Origin of the sequence: Nonomuraea lactucae (assembly GCF_003313395.1) — a bacterium.
GTDB classification, from domain to species: Bacteria; Actinomycetota; Actinomycetes; order Streptosporangiales; family Streptosporangiaceae; genus Nonomuraea; species Nonomuraea lactucae.
The window spans coordinates 1-18,316 of the sequence record NZ_QNFZ01001058.1; the positions used below are offsets into that span (position 1 = coordinate 1).

Below are 18,316 nucleotides of genomic sequence, written 5' to 3' on the forward strand. Positions count from 1 at the left end.
CCACACCGCCAGCCGGTCACGGCGCGCCACCTCAGGGCAGGCCGCCAGCACCGCCTCGCCGAGCGCCCACGCCCGCGCCCCGCGCCGCAACCCCTGAGCCGCCCACACCAGCAGGTCGTCGTCGCCGCACACGGCCCGTACCTGCCCCGGCGAGCGCAGCTCACGGATCACGACGGGGCCGCCGCCCGCCTCCCGGGCGGGACCGCACAGGAGCGGGGCGTCACAGAATGGCGCCCGGCCGGTACGCGGCCGCCTCCGGGTATGCCGAGACCACCTCGCCGACCCGCAGCGACACCGCCTCCACCTGGTCGGCCGCCGCCCCCGTGAACGAGACGCGGTCCGCCAGCAGCGCCTCCAGCTCGGCGCGGTCGAGCGGGAACCGTTCGTCGGCCGCCAGCAGGTCGAGCAGCTCGTTCGGCACGCCACGCGACCGCATCGCCAGCGCCGCCGCCACCGCGTGTTCCTTGATCAGCTCGTGGGCCTGCTCGCGGCCCACGCCCGCCCGCACGGCCGCCATGAGCATCTTCGTGGTCGCCAGGAACGGCAGGTAGCGGTCGAGCTCCGCCGCGATGACCGCCGGGAAGGCGCCGAACTCGTCGAGCACCGTCAGCATCGTCTCCACCAGCCCGTCGAAGGCGAAGAACGCGTCCGGCAGCGCCACCCGGCGTACCACCGAACACGACACGTCGCCCTCGTTCCACTGGTCGCCGGCCAGCTCGCCGACCATGGAGGCGTAGCCGCGCAGCACCACCGCGAGCCCGTTGACCCGTTCGCACGAGCGGGTGTTCATCTTGTGCGGCATCGCCGAGGAGCCGACCTGGCCCTCCTTGAAACCCTCGGTCACCAGCTCGTGCCCGGCCATCAACCGGATGGTCCTGGCCAGCGAAGACGGCGCCGCCGCCAGCTGCACCAGCGCGGACACCACCTCGTAGTCCAGCGAGCGCGGGTAGACCTGGCCCACGCTCGTCAGCCGCCGCTCGAACCCGAGGTGCGCCGCGACCTGGTCCTCCAGCCGGGCGAGCCTGTCCTGGTCGCCGCCCAGCAGGTCGAGCATGTCCTGCGCGGTGCCGACGGGGCCCTTGATGCCGCGCAGCGGGTAGCGGGCGATCAGCTCCTCCAGCCGCCGGAAGGCCACCAGCAGCTCGTCGGCGGCTGTGGCGAACCGCTTGCCCAGCGTCGTCGCCTGCGCCGCAACGTTGTGCGAACGGCCCGCCATCACCGTGGCCTCGTGCTCCTCGGCCAGGCTCGCCAGCCGGGCCAGCAGCGCCACCACCCGGTCACGTACCAGGAGCAGGCTGTCGCGCACCTGCAGTTGCTCGACGTTCTCGGTCAGGTCGCGCGAGGTCATGCCCTTGTGCACCTGCTCGTGGCCGGCCAGCGCGTTGAACTCCTCGATCCGCGCCTTCACGTCGTGGCGGGTGACCCGCTCGCGCGCCGCGATCGAGTCGAGGTCGACCCGCTCGACCACTTTCTCGTAGTCGGCCGGCGCGCCCTCGGGAACGGCCACGCCCAGCTCGGCCTGGGCCCGCAGCACCGCCAGCCACAGCCGCCGCTCGGCGATCACCTTGTACTCCGGGGACCACAACCGGGCCAGCTCCGGGGAGGCGTAGCGGGCGGCCAGAACATCGGGGATACGCGGCTTGGACGTCACGTCGGACAAGTCTATGCATCCACCGGTGCCCGCCTGCCATCAGGCCGAGCATGGGGATGCGTCGTGCCTCCGCCCGCCGATCGAGGGGGCCGGGGGCGGGCGGAGGCACGACGGCGGCGGGACCTACGGCTGGTCGATGCCGATCCAGTTGACGTACCAGCCGTTCAGCTGGGCGTCGGCCGGCTCCAGGTGGGTGCCGTCGCTGCGGCGCAGGTAGAGCCTGAATCCGGTCGGGCTGGAGTCGTAGATGGCGTTCATGCCGCTCAGCAGCCAGTGGTGGGCGAGACCGCCGATGGAGGCGGTGTAGACGGGAGTGCCGCTGAAGCGCGCGGAGCTGGTGTCGACGTCGATGCAGATGCCGGTGCCGTAGTAGTTGTCCCAGCCCTGTCCGGGGGCCGTGTGGCCGGACGCGATCCGCTGGGTCACGTGGACCGTGGACGGCGTGGGCGGCGGCGGGGTCTCCGGCTCGGGCTGCGGCTCGTCGGTGGCGGTGTCGGCCGGCGACTGCTTGATGGACATACGTTCTCCTCCGGTCAAGTCCTCGGTGGTCATGACCTCGGGGTGGGCCCCGGCGTGGGCGCCCGCCATGGCAGCAGAGGACGCGATGGTCACCACGCATAGTATCCGACAAATTACTCAATGTCACTACATGCGTGCTGCCCGCTCCGCGCACAGGAAATTCGCGCACAGGAAAGGGGGCCCGCTTCCACGGGCCCCCTTCCATGAAACGTCAGGTCGGCTGACCGGCGAGATCGGCTCGCTGCTCGGCGGCCACTCCGGTACGCGGCCCGGCTCCCGGATCCGGGCGGCGGCGCAGCCGTTCCCTGGCCCGCTCGACCATCGTGTAGAGCGTGGGCACCAGGACGAGGGTGAGCAGCGTCGAGGTGATGAGCCCGCCGATGACCACGATCGCCAGCGGCTGCGAGATGAACCCACCCGACCCCGTCACGCCCAGCGCCATCGGCGTCAGCGCGCAGATCGTGGCCACGGCGGTCATCAGGATCGGCCGCAGCCTGCGCCGGCCGCCCTCGATCACCGCCTCCACCACGCCCATGCCCTGGTCGCGGTACTGGTTGATCAGGTCGATCAGCACGATGGCGTTCGTCACCACGATGCCGATCAGCATGAGCATGCCGATCAGCGCCGGCACGCCCATCGCGGTGCCCGTCGCCACCAGCAGCCCGACCGCGCCCGTGGCCGCGAACGGGATGGACACCAGCAGGATCAGCGGCTGCACGAAGCTGCGGAACGTCGCCACCATGATCATGAAGACGATCGCGATGGCCGCCAGCATCGCCAGCCCCAGGTCCGCGAACGCCTCCTGCTGATCCGCGGACGCGCCGCCGATCTCGTAGGTGGCCCCCGCCGACAGCTCCAGCGCGTCCAGGCGCCGGGTGAGCGCCTGGGTCACGCTGCCCAGGTCGCTGGCCGTGACCTTGGCCGTCACCGTGGCCGAGCGGGCGCCGTCGATCCGGGTGATCTGGGTCGGCCCGGCCACCTGCTCCACCGCGGCCACCGACGACAGCTTGACCAGGCCGGTCGCGGTGGGCACCAGCAGCCCCTCGATCTCCTTGACGTCGCCGGGCGCGATGCCGCTGCGCAGCACCAGGTCACTGGCGCGCCCGTCCAGCGTGAGCCGGCCGAGGGGCGCGCCGCGGAACGCCTGTGCCACCGCCTGGCCGATCTGCGCCTCCGACAGGCCCTTGGCGGCTGCCTTCTCCCGGTTGACCCGGATCTCGACGCGCGGGGCGCTCGCCTCCAGGTTCGAGGACAGGTCGCGCAGCCCGGACACCTGGCCCATCGCCGCCTTGACGGCGTCGGTGGCCGCGCGCAGCGTCGCGATGTCGGGGGCCTGCACGACCACCTCGACGGTGTCGGAGGAGAAGCCGCCCCCACCGCCGCCACCGCCGACCCGCACCTCTCCGATGCCGGTCCTCCCCTGCAGCCTGTCGCGCAGCGCCTGCTCGACCTTCGGGGTGTCGGCGCCTTCCTTGACCGTCACCGAGTACGACGCCCGGTCGGCGCCCGCGCCGCCGCCGAACCCGCCCTGCAGCGCGTTGCCGCCCCCGACGGTCACCTGGTAGGACTCCACATCGGGAATGCCGGCGAGCACATCCTCGACCTGCTTGACCGCATTGTCCGTGGTGTCGAGGTCCGTGCCCGGGGGCATCCGCTGACTGGCCGAGAAGGTGTCCTGCCCCGAGGAGTCGAGGAAGTTCGTCTCCAGGCGGCTCGCCAGGCCCATCGTGCCGACGAACACCACCAGCCCGATGACCAGCGTGACGACCTTGAACCGGGTGGCGAACCGCAACACCGGCAGGTAGGCGCGCTGCAGCGGGCTGCGCAGCTCCTTGGCCTCGGCCTCCTGGCGCTGGGCGCGCGCCTGCTCCGGGCTCAGGTCCGGCGCCTTCAGGAACCAGTACGCCAGCACCGGCACGACCGTCAGCGACACCAGCAGCGAGGCGAGCAGCGCCACCGCCACCGTGATCGCGAACGGCCCGAACAGCTCACCCACCATGCCGCCGACCACCGCGATCGGCGCGAACACCGCCACCGTCGTCAGCGTCGAGGCCGTCACCGCGCCCGACACCTCGCGCACGGCCGACAGGATGGCCGCCAGCTTGGCCTCGCCGTAGCCAAGGTGGCGTTTGATGTTCTCCAGCACCACGATCGAGTCGTCGACGACCCGGCCGACGGCGATGGTCAGCGCGCCGAGCGTCAGCATGTTGAGGGAGTGGTCGCCGGCCCACAGCACGATCAGCGCGATCACCACCGACAGCGGGATCGACACCGCCGTGACCACGGTCGAGCGGAGCGACAGCAGGAACACCAGGATGACCAGCACCGCGAACGCCAGGCCGAGCAGGCCCTCCGTGGTGAGGTTCTCGATCGACTCCTGCACGTACGGGGCCTGGTCGAACACCACCCGGACCGCCGTGTCGGACGAGTCGCCGAGCGCCTTGGTCAGCTCGGGCAGCTTCTCGCGCACCGCGTTCGAGATCGACACCGCGTTGCCGCCGGGCGCCATCGTCACGGACACGCCGAGGCTGGACCTGCCGTCGGTACGCGTGATCGTCGTGGGCTCGGCCAGCCCGCGCTCCACCGTGGCGACCTCACCCAGCTTGACCGGCTTCAACGCCTTGACGACCGGCTGACCGGGCTGACCAGGCTGGCCGGGCTGGCCCTGCTGGGGCCGGCCGCCCTGCGACGGGACCTGCGCCTGGGGCTGGGCGGGGGTCAGGTAGAGGTCCTTCAGCTTGGCGACCGAATCGAGGCGGGTGCCCACCTGCACCGTCAGGGACCTGCCGCCGTCGGTCAGCGTCCCGGCCGGGACGGGCGTGCCGTTGGCCTTCAGCACCTCGGGGATCTGCGCGGGCGACACCCCGGCCCGCGCCATCTTCCCCAGGTCGGGCGTGATCGTGACGCGTTCGTCCCGGGTGCCCGTGACCCTCGCCTCCCGTACCCCCTCGATGCCCTGCAGTTCCGGCAGCATGATCTGCCGCAGCCTGTCGGCCATCGCCCGGGGGTCGCCGCCGTCGCCCACCGCGAGCACCATCACCGGGATGTCGTCGGTGTTGCCCGCCATGACCTGCGGCTGCACACCGGCCGGCAGCCGGGGTTGGACGCGGGCCACGGCCTGCTGCATCTTGTTGACCGACGCCTCGATGTCCGTGCCGTAGGCGAAGGCCACCTGGATCTGCGCCAGGCCCTCCTTCGCCGAGGACGTCATCTTCTCCATGCCGGGCAGCCCCTGGAAGGAGTCCTCCAGCGGCTCGATGACCTGGTCCTCCACGATCTCCGGCGACGCGCCCGGGTAGGAGGCCGTCACGAAGGCGCCGGGAAAGGCCAGCGACGGCAGCAACTGCTGCTTCAACTGCGGGATCGTGAACGCGCCGAACGCGCTGAGCACGATCGTGACCAGGATGACGAGACTGCGGTTGGCAAGGCTCAACCGGGCTAATGCGCTCAACGGTGCCCCCTCGATAAGAGTTCGGCCTACCCTAACACTTCGCCCTAAACGAATATTTAGCCCAGCGCGCTGTTCCTGATAAGATTCTCAGGAAGCGAGAGGTGAGAGTGATCAACGAACGCGAAGACCTGATCCACCGGATCACGGAGACCCAGCGTGGCCTCGGACCGGCCTTCGCCCGGCTCCAGTCACCGATCTTCACCTCCAACCTCACCATGCGGCAGCTCAGGGTCGTCCTGCTCCTGTCCGTCAAGGGATCCGTCTCCGGCCAGGACCTCGCCCACGACCTGGGCGTCGGGCTCGGCACGGTCACCGGCATCGTCGACCGCCTCGTCGCCCACGGCCTCGTCGGCCGCCACGAGGACCCCCACGACCGACGCGTCCGGCGTGTCGAGCTGACCGAGGCCGGGGCCAAGCTCATCGAGGAGATCCACGACGCGAGCCTGCGCCACTACCGCCACATCATCGAGCACCTCGACACCGAGACCCTCCGCGCCCTCGACCACGTCACCCGCCGCATCCGCGCCGTGGCCGACGACCTCTTCGCCCCCTAGCCGGAGCGTGTCGGGACGTAGAGAACGTCAAGGAACCCCAGCAGAAACCGCTCCCGCAACCCGGGCGAAGCCGCGTTCAGAAGGTGGTTAACGGTGGCCATGCGCTCAGGAAGCTTTCCGTCGGCGCTGAAGCCCGTCCGCGCGAGGATCGACGCTCACCTGCGCGAGCTGCTCCTCGCGCACCCCGGGGCGGCACTGCTGATCGCCGGCGGCCCTCCGACCCCGGGCAGCGTGAAAGCCACAGCAAACGCACTGCAGCTACTGGCCGCCGCCGGCATGTCTCCGAGACTCGCCGGACGCGCCCAGCGGGCGGTGATCAGCTACGTCGTGGGTTGGGTGCTCATGGAGCACGGCATCGGCGCCCGGCAACGAGCGTCCTACTTCGCGCAAGCCCTTCTGCTCGCCCAGCGACATCCCGGCTCGGATCCAGCGACTCTGGCGCGCGCCGCCATCCCCGACCGTTCGGAGCCGGGCGAGTTCGAGTTCGGCTTGGACGCCTTCCTCGACGGGCTCAGCCTCCGTCTGGAGGAAGAGGTTCACGTATCTGGTCAAGACCCAATACGGTGGCCCGTGGACAATCGGCCAAGCCCCTAAGCTTTCGGGAGCCTCTCACAGTGCGCGCCGCAGCGGCATTCCTCTCCCTCGTTCTCGCCATCACCATCGTGCCTGCCCAGCCGGCCGCCACGGTTTCCACCCTGCCCCTGCCGGGTGGCAAGGCCACCTATGTCGTCTCGCAGGGTCACCTCAAGGCCGCCTCCAGCCAGAACTGGGTACGCCTGGGCAGCTACCGCTTCGCCACGAATGGCACGGTGACCGCCGCTCTCTACCTGTGGTGGCAGCGTCACCCCGAGGCCAGGCAGCGCACCGCCACCGTCCCCGACCTCGGCTGCACCACCAAGGCCGGCGGCTCCAGATCGCGCCCCCGCGCCTGCGAAGTGCTCACCGCCGGAGGCTTCACCGGCGCCCCCGACGAGAGCCGCACCGGGACGTACACCGTGTCAGGGAACGTGCTGACCATCCGGTGGAAGATCGCTCAGGCATGGACGGAACAGTGGTACGTGCGCCCCTCCCCCGACAGGAGGCTGGCCCGTCTGGACCTCAAGCACAGCACGCTGGCCACCCACGGGTACGGCTACGGCAGCAACGCCGCGCTCGGCACCCGGCGCGCGATGAGCTCGGTGAAGGCGTTCCCCGGCTCGCTCAGGCAGGACCTGACGAGCTGGGCGGGCGGCAAGCTCGTCGCCTCCGGCGACCAGCCGTTCGGCAACTCCGCCTTCCGCGCCTGCGCCACCACCACCTCGTGCCTGACCTACCTGCAGCCGTCCTCGCGCGGCGCCTGCCAGAAGTCCGGCGGCTGCCCCAAGTACGGCGGCGGAACGCGCCTCAACATCAGCTCCATCCAGTACTACCTCACGAAGATCTCCAACTCCGACCGCCGCGACACGCTCTGGCACTGGTGCACCTGCCTGGCGATGGAGCGCGGCGAGTTCTGCTACACCGGCAACTCTCACGTCAAGCCGCTCATGCAGGTCATCGACGACAAGGGCGCCTTCCGTGGCTGGGTCGGCGCGGAAGCCTCCTTCTCGACGACCGGCTCCCGGGCGGCGGACATGATGGCGGTGTTCCGCATCACCGACTTCCGCTGACCGGCCGGGCCCCGAGCGCGGCCGTGCTCGTACAGTGACGCCAGGTGTCAGGGAGGCGATCATGCGCGTCCACTACCCGCGTACCCCTCATCTGCCCTGGTCGCCCGCCGCGACGCCGGACGACGTGCGATCGGTGCCTGGACCGGGATCGCACGGTCGCCTTCCTGCGGCGGCTGCGGATTCCCGCGCCGCCGGTGTTGTGGCGCGGCATCTTCGACACCGTCGAGGGGTTCGGGCGGGAGCACCGATGCGTCCGCCCTGCTCGCCGCGGTGGAGGTGGCCGTCAATGACCCGGCCGGAACCGAGGCGGCGCTGGCTGAGGCTGCGTCCAGGCTCCGTTCGAGGCGGAGCCGCGATCGGCACGGTACGCCGGCGGGCGGCGGCGACGTACCGACTCTGACCTGACCCGCGGCCGATGGCGCTATCGTCCTTGGCCGTGACTGAATCCACCTACCTGCATGCCACCCAACTGGCCTACGACACCGTCGCCGCCGACTACGCCGAACTCCTCCGGGACGAACTCGACACCAAGCCGCTTGATCGCGCCATGCTGGCGGCGTTCGCCGAGCTCGTGCAGGCGCCGGAGGCCGGGGAGGTCGCCGACCTCGGCTGCGGCCCGGGCCGCATCACCGCCCATCTGCAGTCTCTCGGGGTGAACGCTTTCGGCATCGACCTGTCGCCGCGGATGGTCGCCGTCGCACGCCGAAGCCACCCGGATCTGCGGTTCGAACAGGGATCAATGACCGCTCTGGAGCTGGCGGATGGGACGGTTGGCGGTGCAGTCGCCTGGTACTCGACCGTCCACACGCCGCCAGAGCTGTTGCCGAAGGTGTTCGGCGAGATTCATCGGGTGCTGGCCCCGGGCGGACATCTGCTGATCGCGTTCAAGGTCGGTGATGAGCGTCGCCACCTGGACAGAGGCTACGGCCACGAGTTGTCGCTCGATGTCTACTGGATGCCCCCGGAGCACATCGCCGAACTGGTGAGCAAGACCGGGCTGGTCCTGGATGCCCAGCTGATCCGCGAACCTGACGAGAGCGAGCGGCCCCGCTCAGGTCGACAAGCCTTCTTCCTTGCTCATAAGCTCTATGAGTCCTAACGGCGCGCCTTTACAAAGTAGATTCGCTGGCCAGGCGCGCAAGCACCCCCGGCAGGGCGCCCTGGTGGAGGACCGTCAGCCGCCTCGTCGCCCGGGTGATGGCCACGTACAGATCGCGCCCGCCCATCGGCGACCCCGCCAGGATGCCCGCCGGATCCACCACCACGACCGCGTCGAACTCCAGCCCCTTGGCCCGCGCCACCGTCAACGCCACCACCGGCGCATCCAGGTCCTCGCCCGGGAACAGCGCCGACACCTCCTCGTACCGGGCGTCGGAGGCGATCACCCCCACCCGGCCGTCGCCCACGGCCGCCAGCTCCTCCAGCACGAGCACGGGCAGCCGGTCCACGCCGCCACGCACGGCACGCGGCTCCGCGTCGCCCTCGCGTACCGACTCGGGCGGCTCCTGGCCAGGGGCCACCGAGCGCAGGACGTCGGCCGCCACCCGCATGATCGCCGCCGGCGTGCGGTAGTTGACCAGCAGCCGCTCCTCCCGCCAGCGGCCCGCCAGGTGCGGATCGAGCACCTGCGCCCACGAACCGGCGCCGGCCGCCGAGCCCGTCTGCGCGATGTCGCCCACCACCGTCAGCGAACGCGCCGGGACCCGGCGCATCACCATCCGCCACGCCATCGCCGACAGCTCCTGCGCCTCGTCCACGATCACATGCCCGTAGGCCCACGTCCGGTCGGCCGCCGCCCGTTCCGCCGTGCTCGTCTCGGCGCCGCCGTCGGCGTGGCGATCGGCCAGCACGTCGGCCCGCCGGTAGACGCCCTCGTCCAGCAGTCCGGTGGACACCAGCACCTCGCGGGCGTAGAGCTCCTGCTCCTCCCGGCCCGCCGCGGCCTCCCTGGTGCGCGCGCGGTGCGCCGAGTCGTCCTCCCCCAGCAGCTCGGCCGCCTCGTCCAGCAGCGGGACGTCTCCCACCGTCCACTCCGCAGCGACCGGCCGCACCAGCGCCGGCCAGTCGAGCCCCGGCGGCGACACCGCCCGCAGCGTCTCGGGTGAGGAGAGCAGCTCGGAGACCAGCCGCTGCGGCGTGAGCTCCGGCCACAGCCCGTCGACCGCCCGCCGTACCGTCTCGAGAGACCACAGCCGACTGCTCGCCAGCGCCAGATCGACCTCGTCCAGGTCGCGCTCGAGGTCGAGCGGCCCGGCGAGCTCCGGCTCCTCCAGTTCCATCTCCGCCAGCCGCAGCGACTCCTCCAGGGCGCGCGCCTCGGCCAGGGCCAGCTCGTTCAGCAGCTCGGTGACGAACAGCTTGCGCGCCATGTTGTGCGGCAGGCGAACCGCGCGGGCACGATCGCGCACCCGCGCGCACACCTCGTACGGCACCCGTAACGTCAGCCCGTCCGCCTCCACCAGCAGATCGCCGCCCGGCACGCGCTGCCGCTCCCACACGGCCGTGCCGACCACGCCGGCCATCCGCGCGTCGCCCTTCACCGCCGCCGCCCGCGGCTCGTCCACGGCCACCGCCCGCACGCCGGGAAACAGCTCGCCGAGCGTCGCCATCACCACCTGCGTCTCCCCCAGCGCCGGCAGCACGTGGCCGATGTAGCTCAGGAACATCGCGTTCGGCCCCACCACCAGCACGCCCCGCCGCTCCAGCGTGTCGCGGTGCGTGTAGAGGAGGTACGCGGCGCGGTGCAGCGCCGCGACCGTCTTGCCGGTGCCAGGCCCGCCCTGCACGACCAGCGCCCCCTGCAGGGACGCCCGGATCACCCGGTCCTGCTCGGTCTGGATGGTGGCCACCACGTCGCCCATCCGCCCCGTCCGGCCGCGCCGCAACGCCGCCAGCAGCGCCGCCTCCCCCACCAGCGCGCGGCGGTCGCCGTCGCTCATCAGCTCCAGGTCGAACACCTCGTCGTCCAGCCCGACCACCCTGCGCTCCTTCAGATGCAGGTGGCGACGGCGCAGCAGCCCGCCCGGGTCGCCGGCCGTGGCCACGTAGAAGAGGCGTGCCGCCGGGGCGCGCCAGTCGACCAGCACCGACTCGTGCTCGTCGTCGCGCAGCCCGATGCGCCCGACGTAGACGGTGCGGCCGGCGGCGTCGTCGATGCGGCCGAAGCACAGGCCGCGCTCGACGGCGTGCAACTGAACCAGCCGCCGCGCCTGCTCCGCCGCCGTCACCTCGCGCTCGACCCTCGCCTGCCGGGTGCCGCCCACGACCCCGCCCCCGTACGCCGCCCGCAGCGCCGCCTCCGCCCGCGACCGGGCCGCGTCCAGCCTGCCGTAGAGCATCGACACGGTGCGCTGCTCACTGTCAAGGGCCTCCGCGCGTACATCTTGACGATTTGCCATCCGCCGCTATACTCCTAACGGGAGGTTTGTTGGGTTCCGCTTTGCCCTGCCGGGCAAGCGAGCATACCCCTACCGACGATCACGCGGCAAGCCTTCGTCCTGCCCTGCCCTCCTGTGGCGCCGCCTGCCCGAACAGGCGCTCACGCGACAGCCTGCACGGCCTGCCACTTCGACGAGGCTCTCTCGCATCTCGAGGAGACCTACCGGCTGGCCATCCGCCAGCCGCCAGCCGCGCCGATGCCCGTCGATGCCCGCCGATCGGCCGGTAGAGCCGCGACGTCCCGTCCGTCAGCCCGGCAGAGCGGCGCCCCGCATGCGCTCGCCGAACCGCTGCGCAGCACTGCCAGAACCCATGCTTGCCATCCTCAGCGTGAAACGTCCTCGAATTCCGCTTTATGGCGTGACAGCGGGATAAGACACGAGGACACTGGTGCGGAATATACGCGACCTGAATGCGACTTTTGAGGAGAAAACTCCGTGACGGACGAATCGCCGCTGCCCGACCCGGCGCTCGCCACCAGGATCGACATCACCCGGCCGCACCAGGCGCGCGTGTGGAACTACTGGCTCGGCGGAAAGGACAACTACCCCGTCGACCGGGAACTGGCTGAGCAGCTCAAGCACGTCTACCCCGGCATGGAGGACATCGCGCGCCACGCCCGGGCCTTCCTGGGACGCGCCGTCCGGTACGTGGCCGAAGAGGCGGGGATCAGGCAGTTCCTCGACATCGGCACCGGGCTGCCGACGGTCGACAACACCCACGAGGTCGCCCAGCGGGTGGACCCGGCCTGCCGCGTCGTCTACGTGGACAACGACCCCCTGGTGCTGGTGCACGCCCAGGCCCTGCTCGCCAGCCACCCCCTGGGTGCCTGCGACTACATCGAGGCCGACGTGCGCGACCCTGACGCCATCCTGGAGCACGCGGCCAAGACGCTGGACTTCTCCCGTCCCACCGCCCTCATGCTCCTCGGCGTGATGGGCACCGTCTTCGACGACGACCAGGCGAGCGCGCTGGTCAGGCACCTGCTCGACGCGCTGCCGGCGGGCAGCTTCCTGGTGTTCGAGGACGGCACGAACGCCGTCAGGCCCGACGACGCGGCGCGGGCCGAGCGGCTGCGCGACGAGGGGAAGGTGTATTCGTACCGCCTGCGCAGCCCCGAGGAGATCAGCCGGTTCTTCGACGGGCTCGAACTGGTGGAGCCCGGCATCGTCTCGGTCTCCCGTTGGCGGGTGGAGGCCGACGTGTTCGGCGTCCCGGACGAGGTGGACGCCTTCTGCGGTGTCGCCGTCAAACGCTAGGGTCCGCGCCCCCCGCTACATCGCGGCGATGAGCCGCCGGAGGAACGCCGGGGTCGCGGTCGAGGGCCGCGCGTGGACGCCGAGCTGGTTCAGCAGGTGCTGGTAGGGCAGGATGTCGGCCTCCCTGTTGAGGTACTGGGCGCCGGCGATCTGCTCCAGATAGACCACGTCGCCCAGCTCGACCTCGGCGAAGCGGAGAACGGTGACCGGCCCGACGCCGCCGGCGTAGCCGGGCGAATCGAAGGGCAGCACCTGGATGGTGATGTGGGGCAGCTCCGCCAGCTGCAGAAGGTGCTCAAGCTGCGCGCGCATGGTCGCGCCTCTGCCGACCTGCCGCCGCAGCGCCCCCTCGTCCAGGACGGCCCAGAGCTTGCGCGGCGTGGGCGCAGCCAGAATCTGCTGGCGGCGCATCCGCACCGCGACCCGGCGCTCGATCTGCTCGGCCGAGTCGCACTCGCACCCCCGCTCGATGACGGCACGCGCGTAGTCCTCGGTCTGCAGCAGGCCGGGGACGTACTGGACCTCGTAGGTGCGGATCAGGACCGCGTCCTGCTCCAGACCGAGGTAGGCCTCGAACCAGTCGGGCACGACGTCGCGGTAGTCGTGCCACCAGCCGGGAGCGTTGGCTTGCCTGGCCAGCATCAGCACCGCCTGCCGTTCGGCCTCCTCGGCCACGCCGTACAGGGTGAGCAGATCTGCTACGTCGCGCAGCTTGAAGCTGGTCCGCCCCAGCTCCAGGCGGCTGATCTTGGAATGCGAGCTGCGGATCGCGTACCCCGCGTCCTCGCGCGTGATCCCGCGCGCCTCGCGCAACCGGCGCAGCTGCGCGCCCACCAACATCCGCTGCGCCGTCGGCCCGGCCTGACGCAAATCCCCAGTCGGGGTTTTGGTCAGGTGACCAATGCCGCGAGCAGTCGTCATTTATGCTCCTAAATCAGCAAATCGCCATGAACTGACCGACTAACAATCCTGCCATCTCAACCAGCCCGCACACCATATTGCACCCCAACAGCGATTCGCTCCATTCATGGTTGCGCGTGTCAAGTTCCAGGGGAGCACGGCCCACCGGGCCCGGCACGGGGACAGGCGGGAGCGGGTGCTAGCTTGCTCGTTCGTGTCCGACTATCTGCGTGAGCTCTTCTCTCTCGGCGGCCGGCGCGCGCTGGTGACCGGCGGCAGCTCCGGCATCGGCTACGCCATGGCCGAGGCGATCGGACGGGCCGGGGCCGAGGTGGTGATCGTCGCGCGCCGCGAGGCGCCGCTCGACGAGGCCGTACGGGCGCTGCGGCGGCACGGCGTCACAGCCTCCGCCATCAGCGCCGACCTGGCCGACCAGGTCGCGGTCCGGCGGGTGTGCGACGCGGCCGGCCGGATCGACATCCTGGTCAACGACGCCGCCAACAACATCCGCAAGCCCATGGCCGAGCTCACCCTCGACGACTACGAGCAGACCATCGCGGTCAACCTGACCGCCCCCTACCTGCTCGGCCAGCACTTCGGGCCGCGCATGGCCGAACGCGGCTGGGGACGCATCATCAACATCGGCTCCCAGCAGACCGTCAGCGCGTTCGGCGACAGCGGCGTGTACGGCGTCGCCAAGGCCGCCATCGGGGGCCTGACCCGCTCCCAGGCGGAAGCCTGGTCCCCGCGCGGCGTGTGCGTCAACACGATCATCCCGGGATTCGTGCTGACGCCGCTGACGGCGCCCGCCCAGGCGATCCCCGGCCGGGTGGAGCGGCTCGCCGCCCGCCACATGGCCGGCCGCAACGGTGTGCCTGCCGACTTCGCCGGCGCGGCGGTGTTTCTGGCCGGTGACGCCTCGGCGTTCGTCACGGGCCAGATGCTCTTCGTCGACGGCGGCTTTTACGTGCACTGATCAGTTGGACGACTCCTGCGCCTTTACTTTGTAGATCACTTGCGGCGCACCTGGCGAGCTCCAACCCCTTCGTGCCACACGTCGATGACCAGCTCATCGCCCTCGACGCGCGTCCACACGACCTCCGACAGCTCCACCCTGAACAGGTGCGCGCCGCCGCCGGGCATGCCGAGCGAGGTGAGCAGCGCCTCATCGGTGATCTCCACCGCGCGCCCGGCCAGCTTGGCGTCGCCCTCCCACCCCGACGGATCGGCCTCGTCGGGATCGGCGGAGGTGGTGTGAGCGGCCATCCGCGGGTCGCGCCGCAGGTCCAGCGCCTTGACCGCGCCCGGCATGGACCCCAGCCACAACTCACCGTCCTTGAACTGGGTCTCGGTGCCGCTGACCCGCGGCGAGCCGTCCTTGCGCAGCGTGGCCAGCACCTTGTGCTTGTGCTTGTCCATCAGCGCCCGGGTCACCTGCGCCAGCTCAGGCGCCTGGTGCTCGAACTCCTGCCATGAAGCCATGACTCCCATCCTGACCCCCGCCACCGACAGAAGGGAACGCGTGCGGCCTGCCGCCCGTGCGATCACGCGCCAGAAGGACCAACCGGACGCCGAGTCGCCGAACGACCTCCCCGCTACCAGAGTGCACGGCCCGCGTCGGGCCGCGCGAGAACGGCCGCATGAGGGCCTTCTCGGGCTGGTTCGGCCGGCACACCCGGTGGCACTGGAAGGCGTCAGGCCAGGGTGTCCAGGCCGACCCGGGTGAGCGCGGTGTCGAGCAGCGCGTGCAGGTCTTCGGCGCCGCCGGACTCGACCCAGGTGGTGACCGCGACATCCAGCGCGGCGAACGCCACGGCCGCCGTCAGTGCGTGCCGCATGTCCGGCGGAGCACCATGCCCGCCCCGGCCGGCCTCCCACACCACGCCGCCCCGACCGCCCTGGGGAGCCGCGTCCTCCTGACCAGCGTCGTTCGCTCGCTCGTCCGCGCGGCGGGCGAGCTCGGCGGCGAAGGCGCGCCGCCATTCGTGCTGCCGGTCGAGGTAGCGAGCGCGCAGGGCGGGAATCCCCAGGATGAGGCGGCTCAGCGCCAGGCTCTTCTCCTGATGATCGCGGTAGTGGCCGACGAGCGCGCCGAGCGCGTGCCGAACGGCCGTCGCGGGGGGCTCAGCCGGGGGGCGGGCGGCCAGCTCGGCGCAGGCGTGCTCGCCCACCACGCTGACCACCTCGACGATGACGTCCTCCTTCGACTTGAAGTAGCGGAAGAACGTGCGCCGGGAGACTCCGGCCGCCTCGACGATCTGGTCGACCGTGGTCTCCTCGAACCCGTTGCGCGCGATCAGCTGGGCGGCGGTGTGGGACAGCTCGTCGCGGACGAGCTGCCGCTTGCGCTCCGCCAGGTCACGCCGGATCAGGATCACAGAGCGAGGATACCACCGTGCCAGATGCGCCATTCAATGCCTATATTGACACTTAGTGCCATCAGGGGCATGCTGGCGCGGAGAGACCTCCTGAAGGAGCACCCATGAACGGCTGGACCTCCGACGACATTCCCGACCTCACCGGCAAGACCATGATCGTGACCGGGGCGAACAGCGGCCTCGGCTACGTGAGCAGCCGGGAGCTGGCCCGCAAGGGCGCTCGCGTGATCATGGCGGTGCGCGACCGTTCCAGGGGTGAGCAGGCGCTCGCGCGGCTCGCCGGCGAGGTGCCGGGCGCGGCCGTCGAGCTGCGCCTCCTCGACCTGGCCGATCTCGACTCCGTACGCGGGTTCGCCGCGGGCGTCGACGGGCGGATCGACGTCCTCATGAACAACGCCGGGGTCATGATGCCGCCCCGGACCCTCACCAGGCAGGGGTTCGAGCTGCAGTTCGGCGCCAACCACCTGGGCCACTTCGCGCTGACCGGGCTGCTGCTCGACCGGCTCGCCGAGGACGGCCGCGTCGTCACCGTCAGCTCGGACCTGCACCGGCGCGGCACCGTCCACTGGGACGACCTGGCGGGCGAGCGGAGGTACTCCCCGGTGGCCTTCTACGCGCAGTCGAAGTTCGCCAACGTGCTGTTCGGCCTGGAGCTCGACCGGCGGCTGCGGGCGGCGGGCTCGGCGATCAGAAGCGTCCTCGCCCACCCCGGCTACTCGGCCACCAACCTGCAGACCAGCGGACCGCGGGGCCTGATCGCCCTGGGCGGCCGCATCGGCAACCGGCTGCTCGCGCAGAGCGCCGACATGGGAGCGCTCGACCAGCTCTTCGCCGCCGTCTCCCCCGACGCCGAGGGCGGCCAGTTCATCGGCCCGCACCGCGGGATGCGCGGCTACCCGGCCGTCGTCCAGCCGGTCGAGTCGGCCAAGGACCCCGCGTCGGCGCGCCGCCTCTGGACCCTGTCGGAGGAGCTCACCGGCGTCACATACGACCTGCACGACGCCAAGGCATCGTGACAGCCGAGGACTCCCGAAGTTACGGCGAGCCGCAAGCTGGCCACAGTCCTGACCCCGGAGTTCCGGGACGACGAGCTTACGATCGCCGCGCCCGAACCGCCCGACGATCTCGTGGCCCGCGCCTACCCCGAGCAGGTCGCCAAGATCCTGGGCATCACCCCCGGGAACGTGGGCGGTACGTTCCAGCAGGAACGGTGGTGCGCCATGGGGCCACACCGCGTGGCCGTGATGTCCACGCCTGGCTCTTCCTCCTGCTGGAGGACCGCGACGCGCTCCCGGACTTCGCCGACACGCTGGCCTCGGGCGTGGCTCAGGTTCTCTGAAGCACCTTCCCTGCCAAACCCCGGTAGCACCCACGCCGGTGTGAGCCGCTACACGATCACCCGGTACGCGCCGTGGCTCTGCTCGACCGCTTCCAGCACCCGCTGCACCCGCAGGCCGTCGGCGAAGGACGGCGTGGGGTCGGCGCCGGTGGCGATCGCCTCCAGGAAGTCCTTGATCTCGTGGGTGAAGGTGTGGTCGTAGCCGAGGCCGTGTCCGGGTGGCCACCACGCGCCGGCGTACGGATGGTCCGGCTCGGTCACCAGGATGCGCGTGAAGCCGGCATCACCGGAGGAGACCCAAAGTTCGTTCATGGCCTCGAAGTCGAAGGAGAGGCTGCCGAGCGAGCCGTTGAGCTCGATGCGCAGGGAGTTCTTCCGCCCGGTGGCGAAGCGGCTGGCCTCGAACGAGGCAAGCGCGCCGTCGGACATGCGCCCGATGAACAGCGCCGCGTCGTCCACGGTGACCCGCCCGCCGGGCCGGTCCTTGACGAACGTCTCGGTCAGCCCGGTGACGCCGACGACGTGCTGGCCGGTGATGAACTCGGCGGTGTCGATGATGTGCGCGCCGATGTCGCCGAGCGCGCCCGAGCCGGCGTGCTCCTTCTGCAGCCGCCATACAAGGGGAGACTCCGGATCGACGATCCAGTCCTGCAGGTACTGCGCGCGCACGTGCCGGATCCGGCCCAGCCTGCCCTCGGCCACCAGCTTCCTGGCCAGCGCCACCGCCGGCACCCGGCGGTAGTTGAATGCCACCATGCTCTTGGCGCCCGACGCCTGCGCCGCCGTGACCATGGCCTCGGCTTCGGCGACGGCGTTGGCCAGCGGCTTCTCGCACAGCACGTGCTTGCCCGCGGCGAGAGCGGCGATGGCGATCTCCGCGTGCGAGTCGCCGGGCGTGCAGATGTCGACGATCTGCACGTCGTCGCGCTCGATCAGCTCGCGCCAGTCCGTGACCGCCGCGGCCCAGCCCATGCGCGCGGCCGCCTCCTCCGTCGCCTTCTTCGAGCGCCCGCAGATCACCCGCATGTCGGATTCGACCGGCAGGTCGAAGAAGGCGGTCACGTTGCGCCAGGCGTGGGAGTGCACGCGTCCCATGAACGCGTAGCCCACCATCCCTACGCCAAGGGTCTTGTCAGTCAAGGTCATCAAGCCTCCCGCAAGACTCGCGCCACTTCCGCCGC

General features: G+C 71.0%; 16 protein-coding genes. 8 read left to right on the top strand and 8 right to left on the bottom strand.

Features of this window, described 5'->3' with window-relative positions; all coding sequences use genetic code 11:
- Nucleotides 1-220: 220 nt before the first annotated feature.
- The 3 genes from purB to DQW85_RS41540 all read right to left on the bottom strand — a co-directional run bounded on the left by purB (nucleotide 221) and on the right by DQW85_RS41540 (nucleotide 5,621).
- Complete coding sequence (gene purB / locus DQW85_RS41530) at nucleotides 221-1,651, bottom strand: adenylosuccinate lyase (protein WP_113705239.1); 1,431 nt, start codon at nucleotides 1,649-1,651, stop codon at nucleotides 221-223.
- Nucleotides 1,652-1,774: 123 nt separating this feature from the next.
- Nucleotides 1,775-2,170 carry a hypothetical protein gene (locus DQW85_RS41535; RefSeq protein ID WP_162795794.1) on the bottom strand — a complete coding sequence of 132 codons (396 nt, stop codon included), beginning with the start codon at nucleotides 2,168-2,170 and terminating at the stop codon, nucleotides 1,775-1,777.
- Between the two features lie 211 nt (nucleotides 2,171-2,381).
- A complete protein-coding gene (locus tag DQW85_RS41540; RefSeq protein ID WP_113705223.1) occupies nucleotides 2,382-5,621 on the bottom strand; it encodes an efflux RND transporter permease subunit in 3,240 nt (1,079 codons plus the stop codon).
- A 101-nt stretch (nucleotides 5,622-5,722) separates the two neighbouring features.
- Between DQW85_RS41540 and DQW85_RS41545 the strand changes: the two genes are divergently transcribed.
- From DQW85_RS41545 to DQW85_RS41560, 4 genes are all read left to right on the top strand, one after another.
- Nucleotides 5,723-6,175, top strand: coding sequence for a MarR family winged helix-turn-helix transcriptional regulator (locus DQW85_RS41545; RefSeq protein WP_240197768.1), 453 nt, complete (start codon nucleotides 5,723-5,725; stop codon nucleotides 6,173-6,175).
- A 99-nt stretch (nucleotides 6,176-6,274) separates the two neighbouring features.
- Nucleotides 6,275-6,769 carry a TetR/AcrR family transcriptional regulator C-terminal domain-containing protein gene (locus DQW85_RS41550; RefSeq protein WP_162795795.1) on the top strand — a complete coding sequence of 165 codons (495 nt, stop codon included), beginning with the start codon at nucleotides 6,275-6,277 and terminating at the stop codon, nucleotides 6,767-6,769.
- 20 nt (nucleotides 6,770-6,789) lie between these two features.
- Nucleotides 6,790-7,821: a hypothetical protein gene (locus DQW85_RS41555; RefSeq protein ID WP_113705225.1), complete on the top strand. Its 1,032-nt coding sequence runs from the start codon at nucleotides 6,790-6,792 to the stop codon at nucleotides 7,819-7,821.
- 436 nt (nucleotides 7,822-8,257) lie between these two features.
- The gene (locus tag DQW85_RS41560) at nucleotides 8,258-8,920 is read left to right on the top strand and encodes a class I SAM-dependent methyltransferase (RefSeq protein WP_240197769.1); all 663 of its coding nucleotides are present in this window, start codon (nucleotides 8,258-8,260) and stop codon (nucleotides 8,918-8,920) included.
- Between the two features lie 10 nt (nucleotides 8,921-8,930).
- On the opposite strand, the gene DQW85_RS41565 is transcribed toward DQW85_RS41560, so the two are convergent.
- Complete coding sequence (locus tag DQW85_RS41565) at nucleotides 8,931-11,219, bottom strand: HelD family protein (protein ID WP_113705227.1); 2,289 nt, start codon at nucleotides 11,217-11,219, stop codon at nucleotides 8,931-8,933.
- Nucleotides 11,220-11,696: 477 nt separating this feature from the next.
- Between DQW85_RS41565 and DQW85_RS41570 the strand changes: the two genes are divergently transcribed.
- Entirely contained in the window at nucleotides 11,697-12,518 is an 822-nt protein-coding gene (locus tag DQW85_RS41570) for an SAM-dependent methyltransferase (RefSeq protein ID WP_113705228.1), read from the top strand.
- A 15-nt stretch (nucleotides 12,519-12,533) separates the two neighbouring features.
- Here the strand turns inward: DQW85_RS41570 and DQW85_RS41575 are convergent, their stop codons facing one another.
- Nucleotides 12,534-13,358, bottom strand: a complete 825-nt coding sequence (locus DQW85_RS41575) for a helix-turn-helix domain-containing protein (protein WP_240197770.1) — start codon at nucleotides 13,356-13,358, stop codon at nucleotides 12,534-12,536.
- Nucleotides 13,359-13,545: 187 nt separating this feature from the next.
- Here DQW85_RS41575 and DQW85_RS41580 point away from each other — a divergent pair, with 187 nt between their 5' ends.
- Nucleotides 13,546-14,394 carry an SDR family NAD(P)-dependent oxidoreductase gene (locus DQW85_RS41580; protein ID WP_113705230.1) on the top strand — a complete coding sequence of 283 codons (849 nt, stop codon included), beginning with the start codon at nucleotides 13,546-13,548 and terminating at the stop codon, nucleotides 14,392-14,394.
- 35 nt (nucleotides 14,395-14,429) lie between these two features.
- Here DQW85_RS41580 and DQW85_RS41585 read toward each other — a convergent pair whose 3' ends face one another.
- A complete protein-coding gene (locus DQW85_RS41585) occupies nucleotides 14,430-14,900 on the bottom strand; it encodes a pyridoxamine 5'-phosphate oxidase family protein (protein ID WP_113705231.1) in 471 nt (156 codons plus the stop codon).
- Between the two features lie 212 nt (nucleotides 14,901-15,112).
- Nucleotides 15,113-15,796: a TetR family transcriptional regulator gene (locus DQW85_RS41590; protein ID WP_205315808.1), complete on the bottom strand. Its 684-nt coding sequence runs from the start codon at nucleotides 15,794-15,796 to the stop codon at nucleotides 15,113-15,115.
- Between the two features lie 104 nt (nucleotides 15,797-15,900).
- On the opposite strand from DQW85_RS41590, the gene DQW85_RS41595 reads away from it, so the two are divergent.
- Nucleotides 15,901-16,812, top strand: a complete 912-nt coding sequence (locus tag DQW85_RS41595) for an oxidoreductase (protein ID WP_113705232.1) — start codon at nucleotides 15,901-15,903, stop codon at nucleotides 16,810-16,812.
- 197 nt (nucleotides 16,813-17,009) lie between these two features.
- Nucleotides 17,010-17,135, top strand: a complete 126-nt coding sequence (locus tag DQW85_RS47845) for a hypothetical protein (RefSeq protein WP_275888309.1) — start codon at nucleotides 17,010-17,012, stop codon at nucleotides 17,133-17,135.
- Nucleotides 17,136-17,183: 48 nt separating this feature from the next.
- Here DQW85_RS47845 and DQW85_RS41600 read toward each other — a convergent pair whose 3' ends face one another.
- Nucleotides 17,184-18,281, bottom strand: coding sequence for a Gfo/Idh/MocA family protein (locus DQW85_RS41600; RefSeq protein ID WP_113705233.1), 1,098 nt, complete (start codon nucleotides 18,279-18,281; stop codon nucleotides 17,184-17,186).
- Between the last annotated feature and the right edge of the window lie 35 nt (nucleotides 18,282-18,316).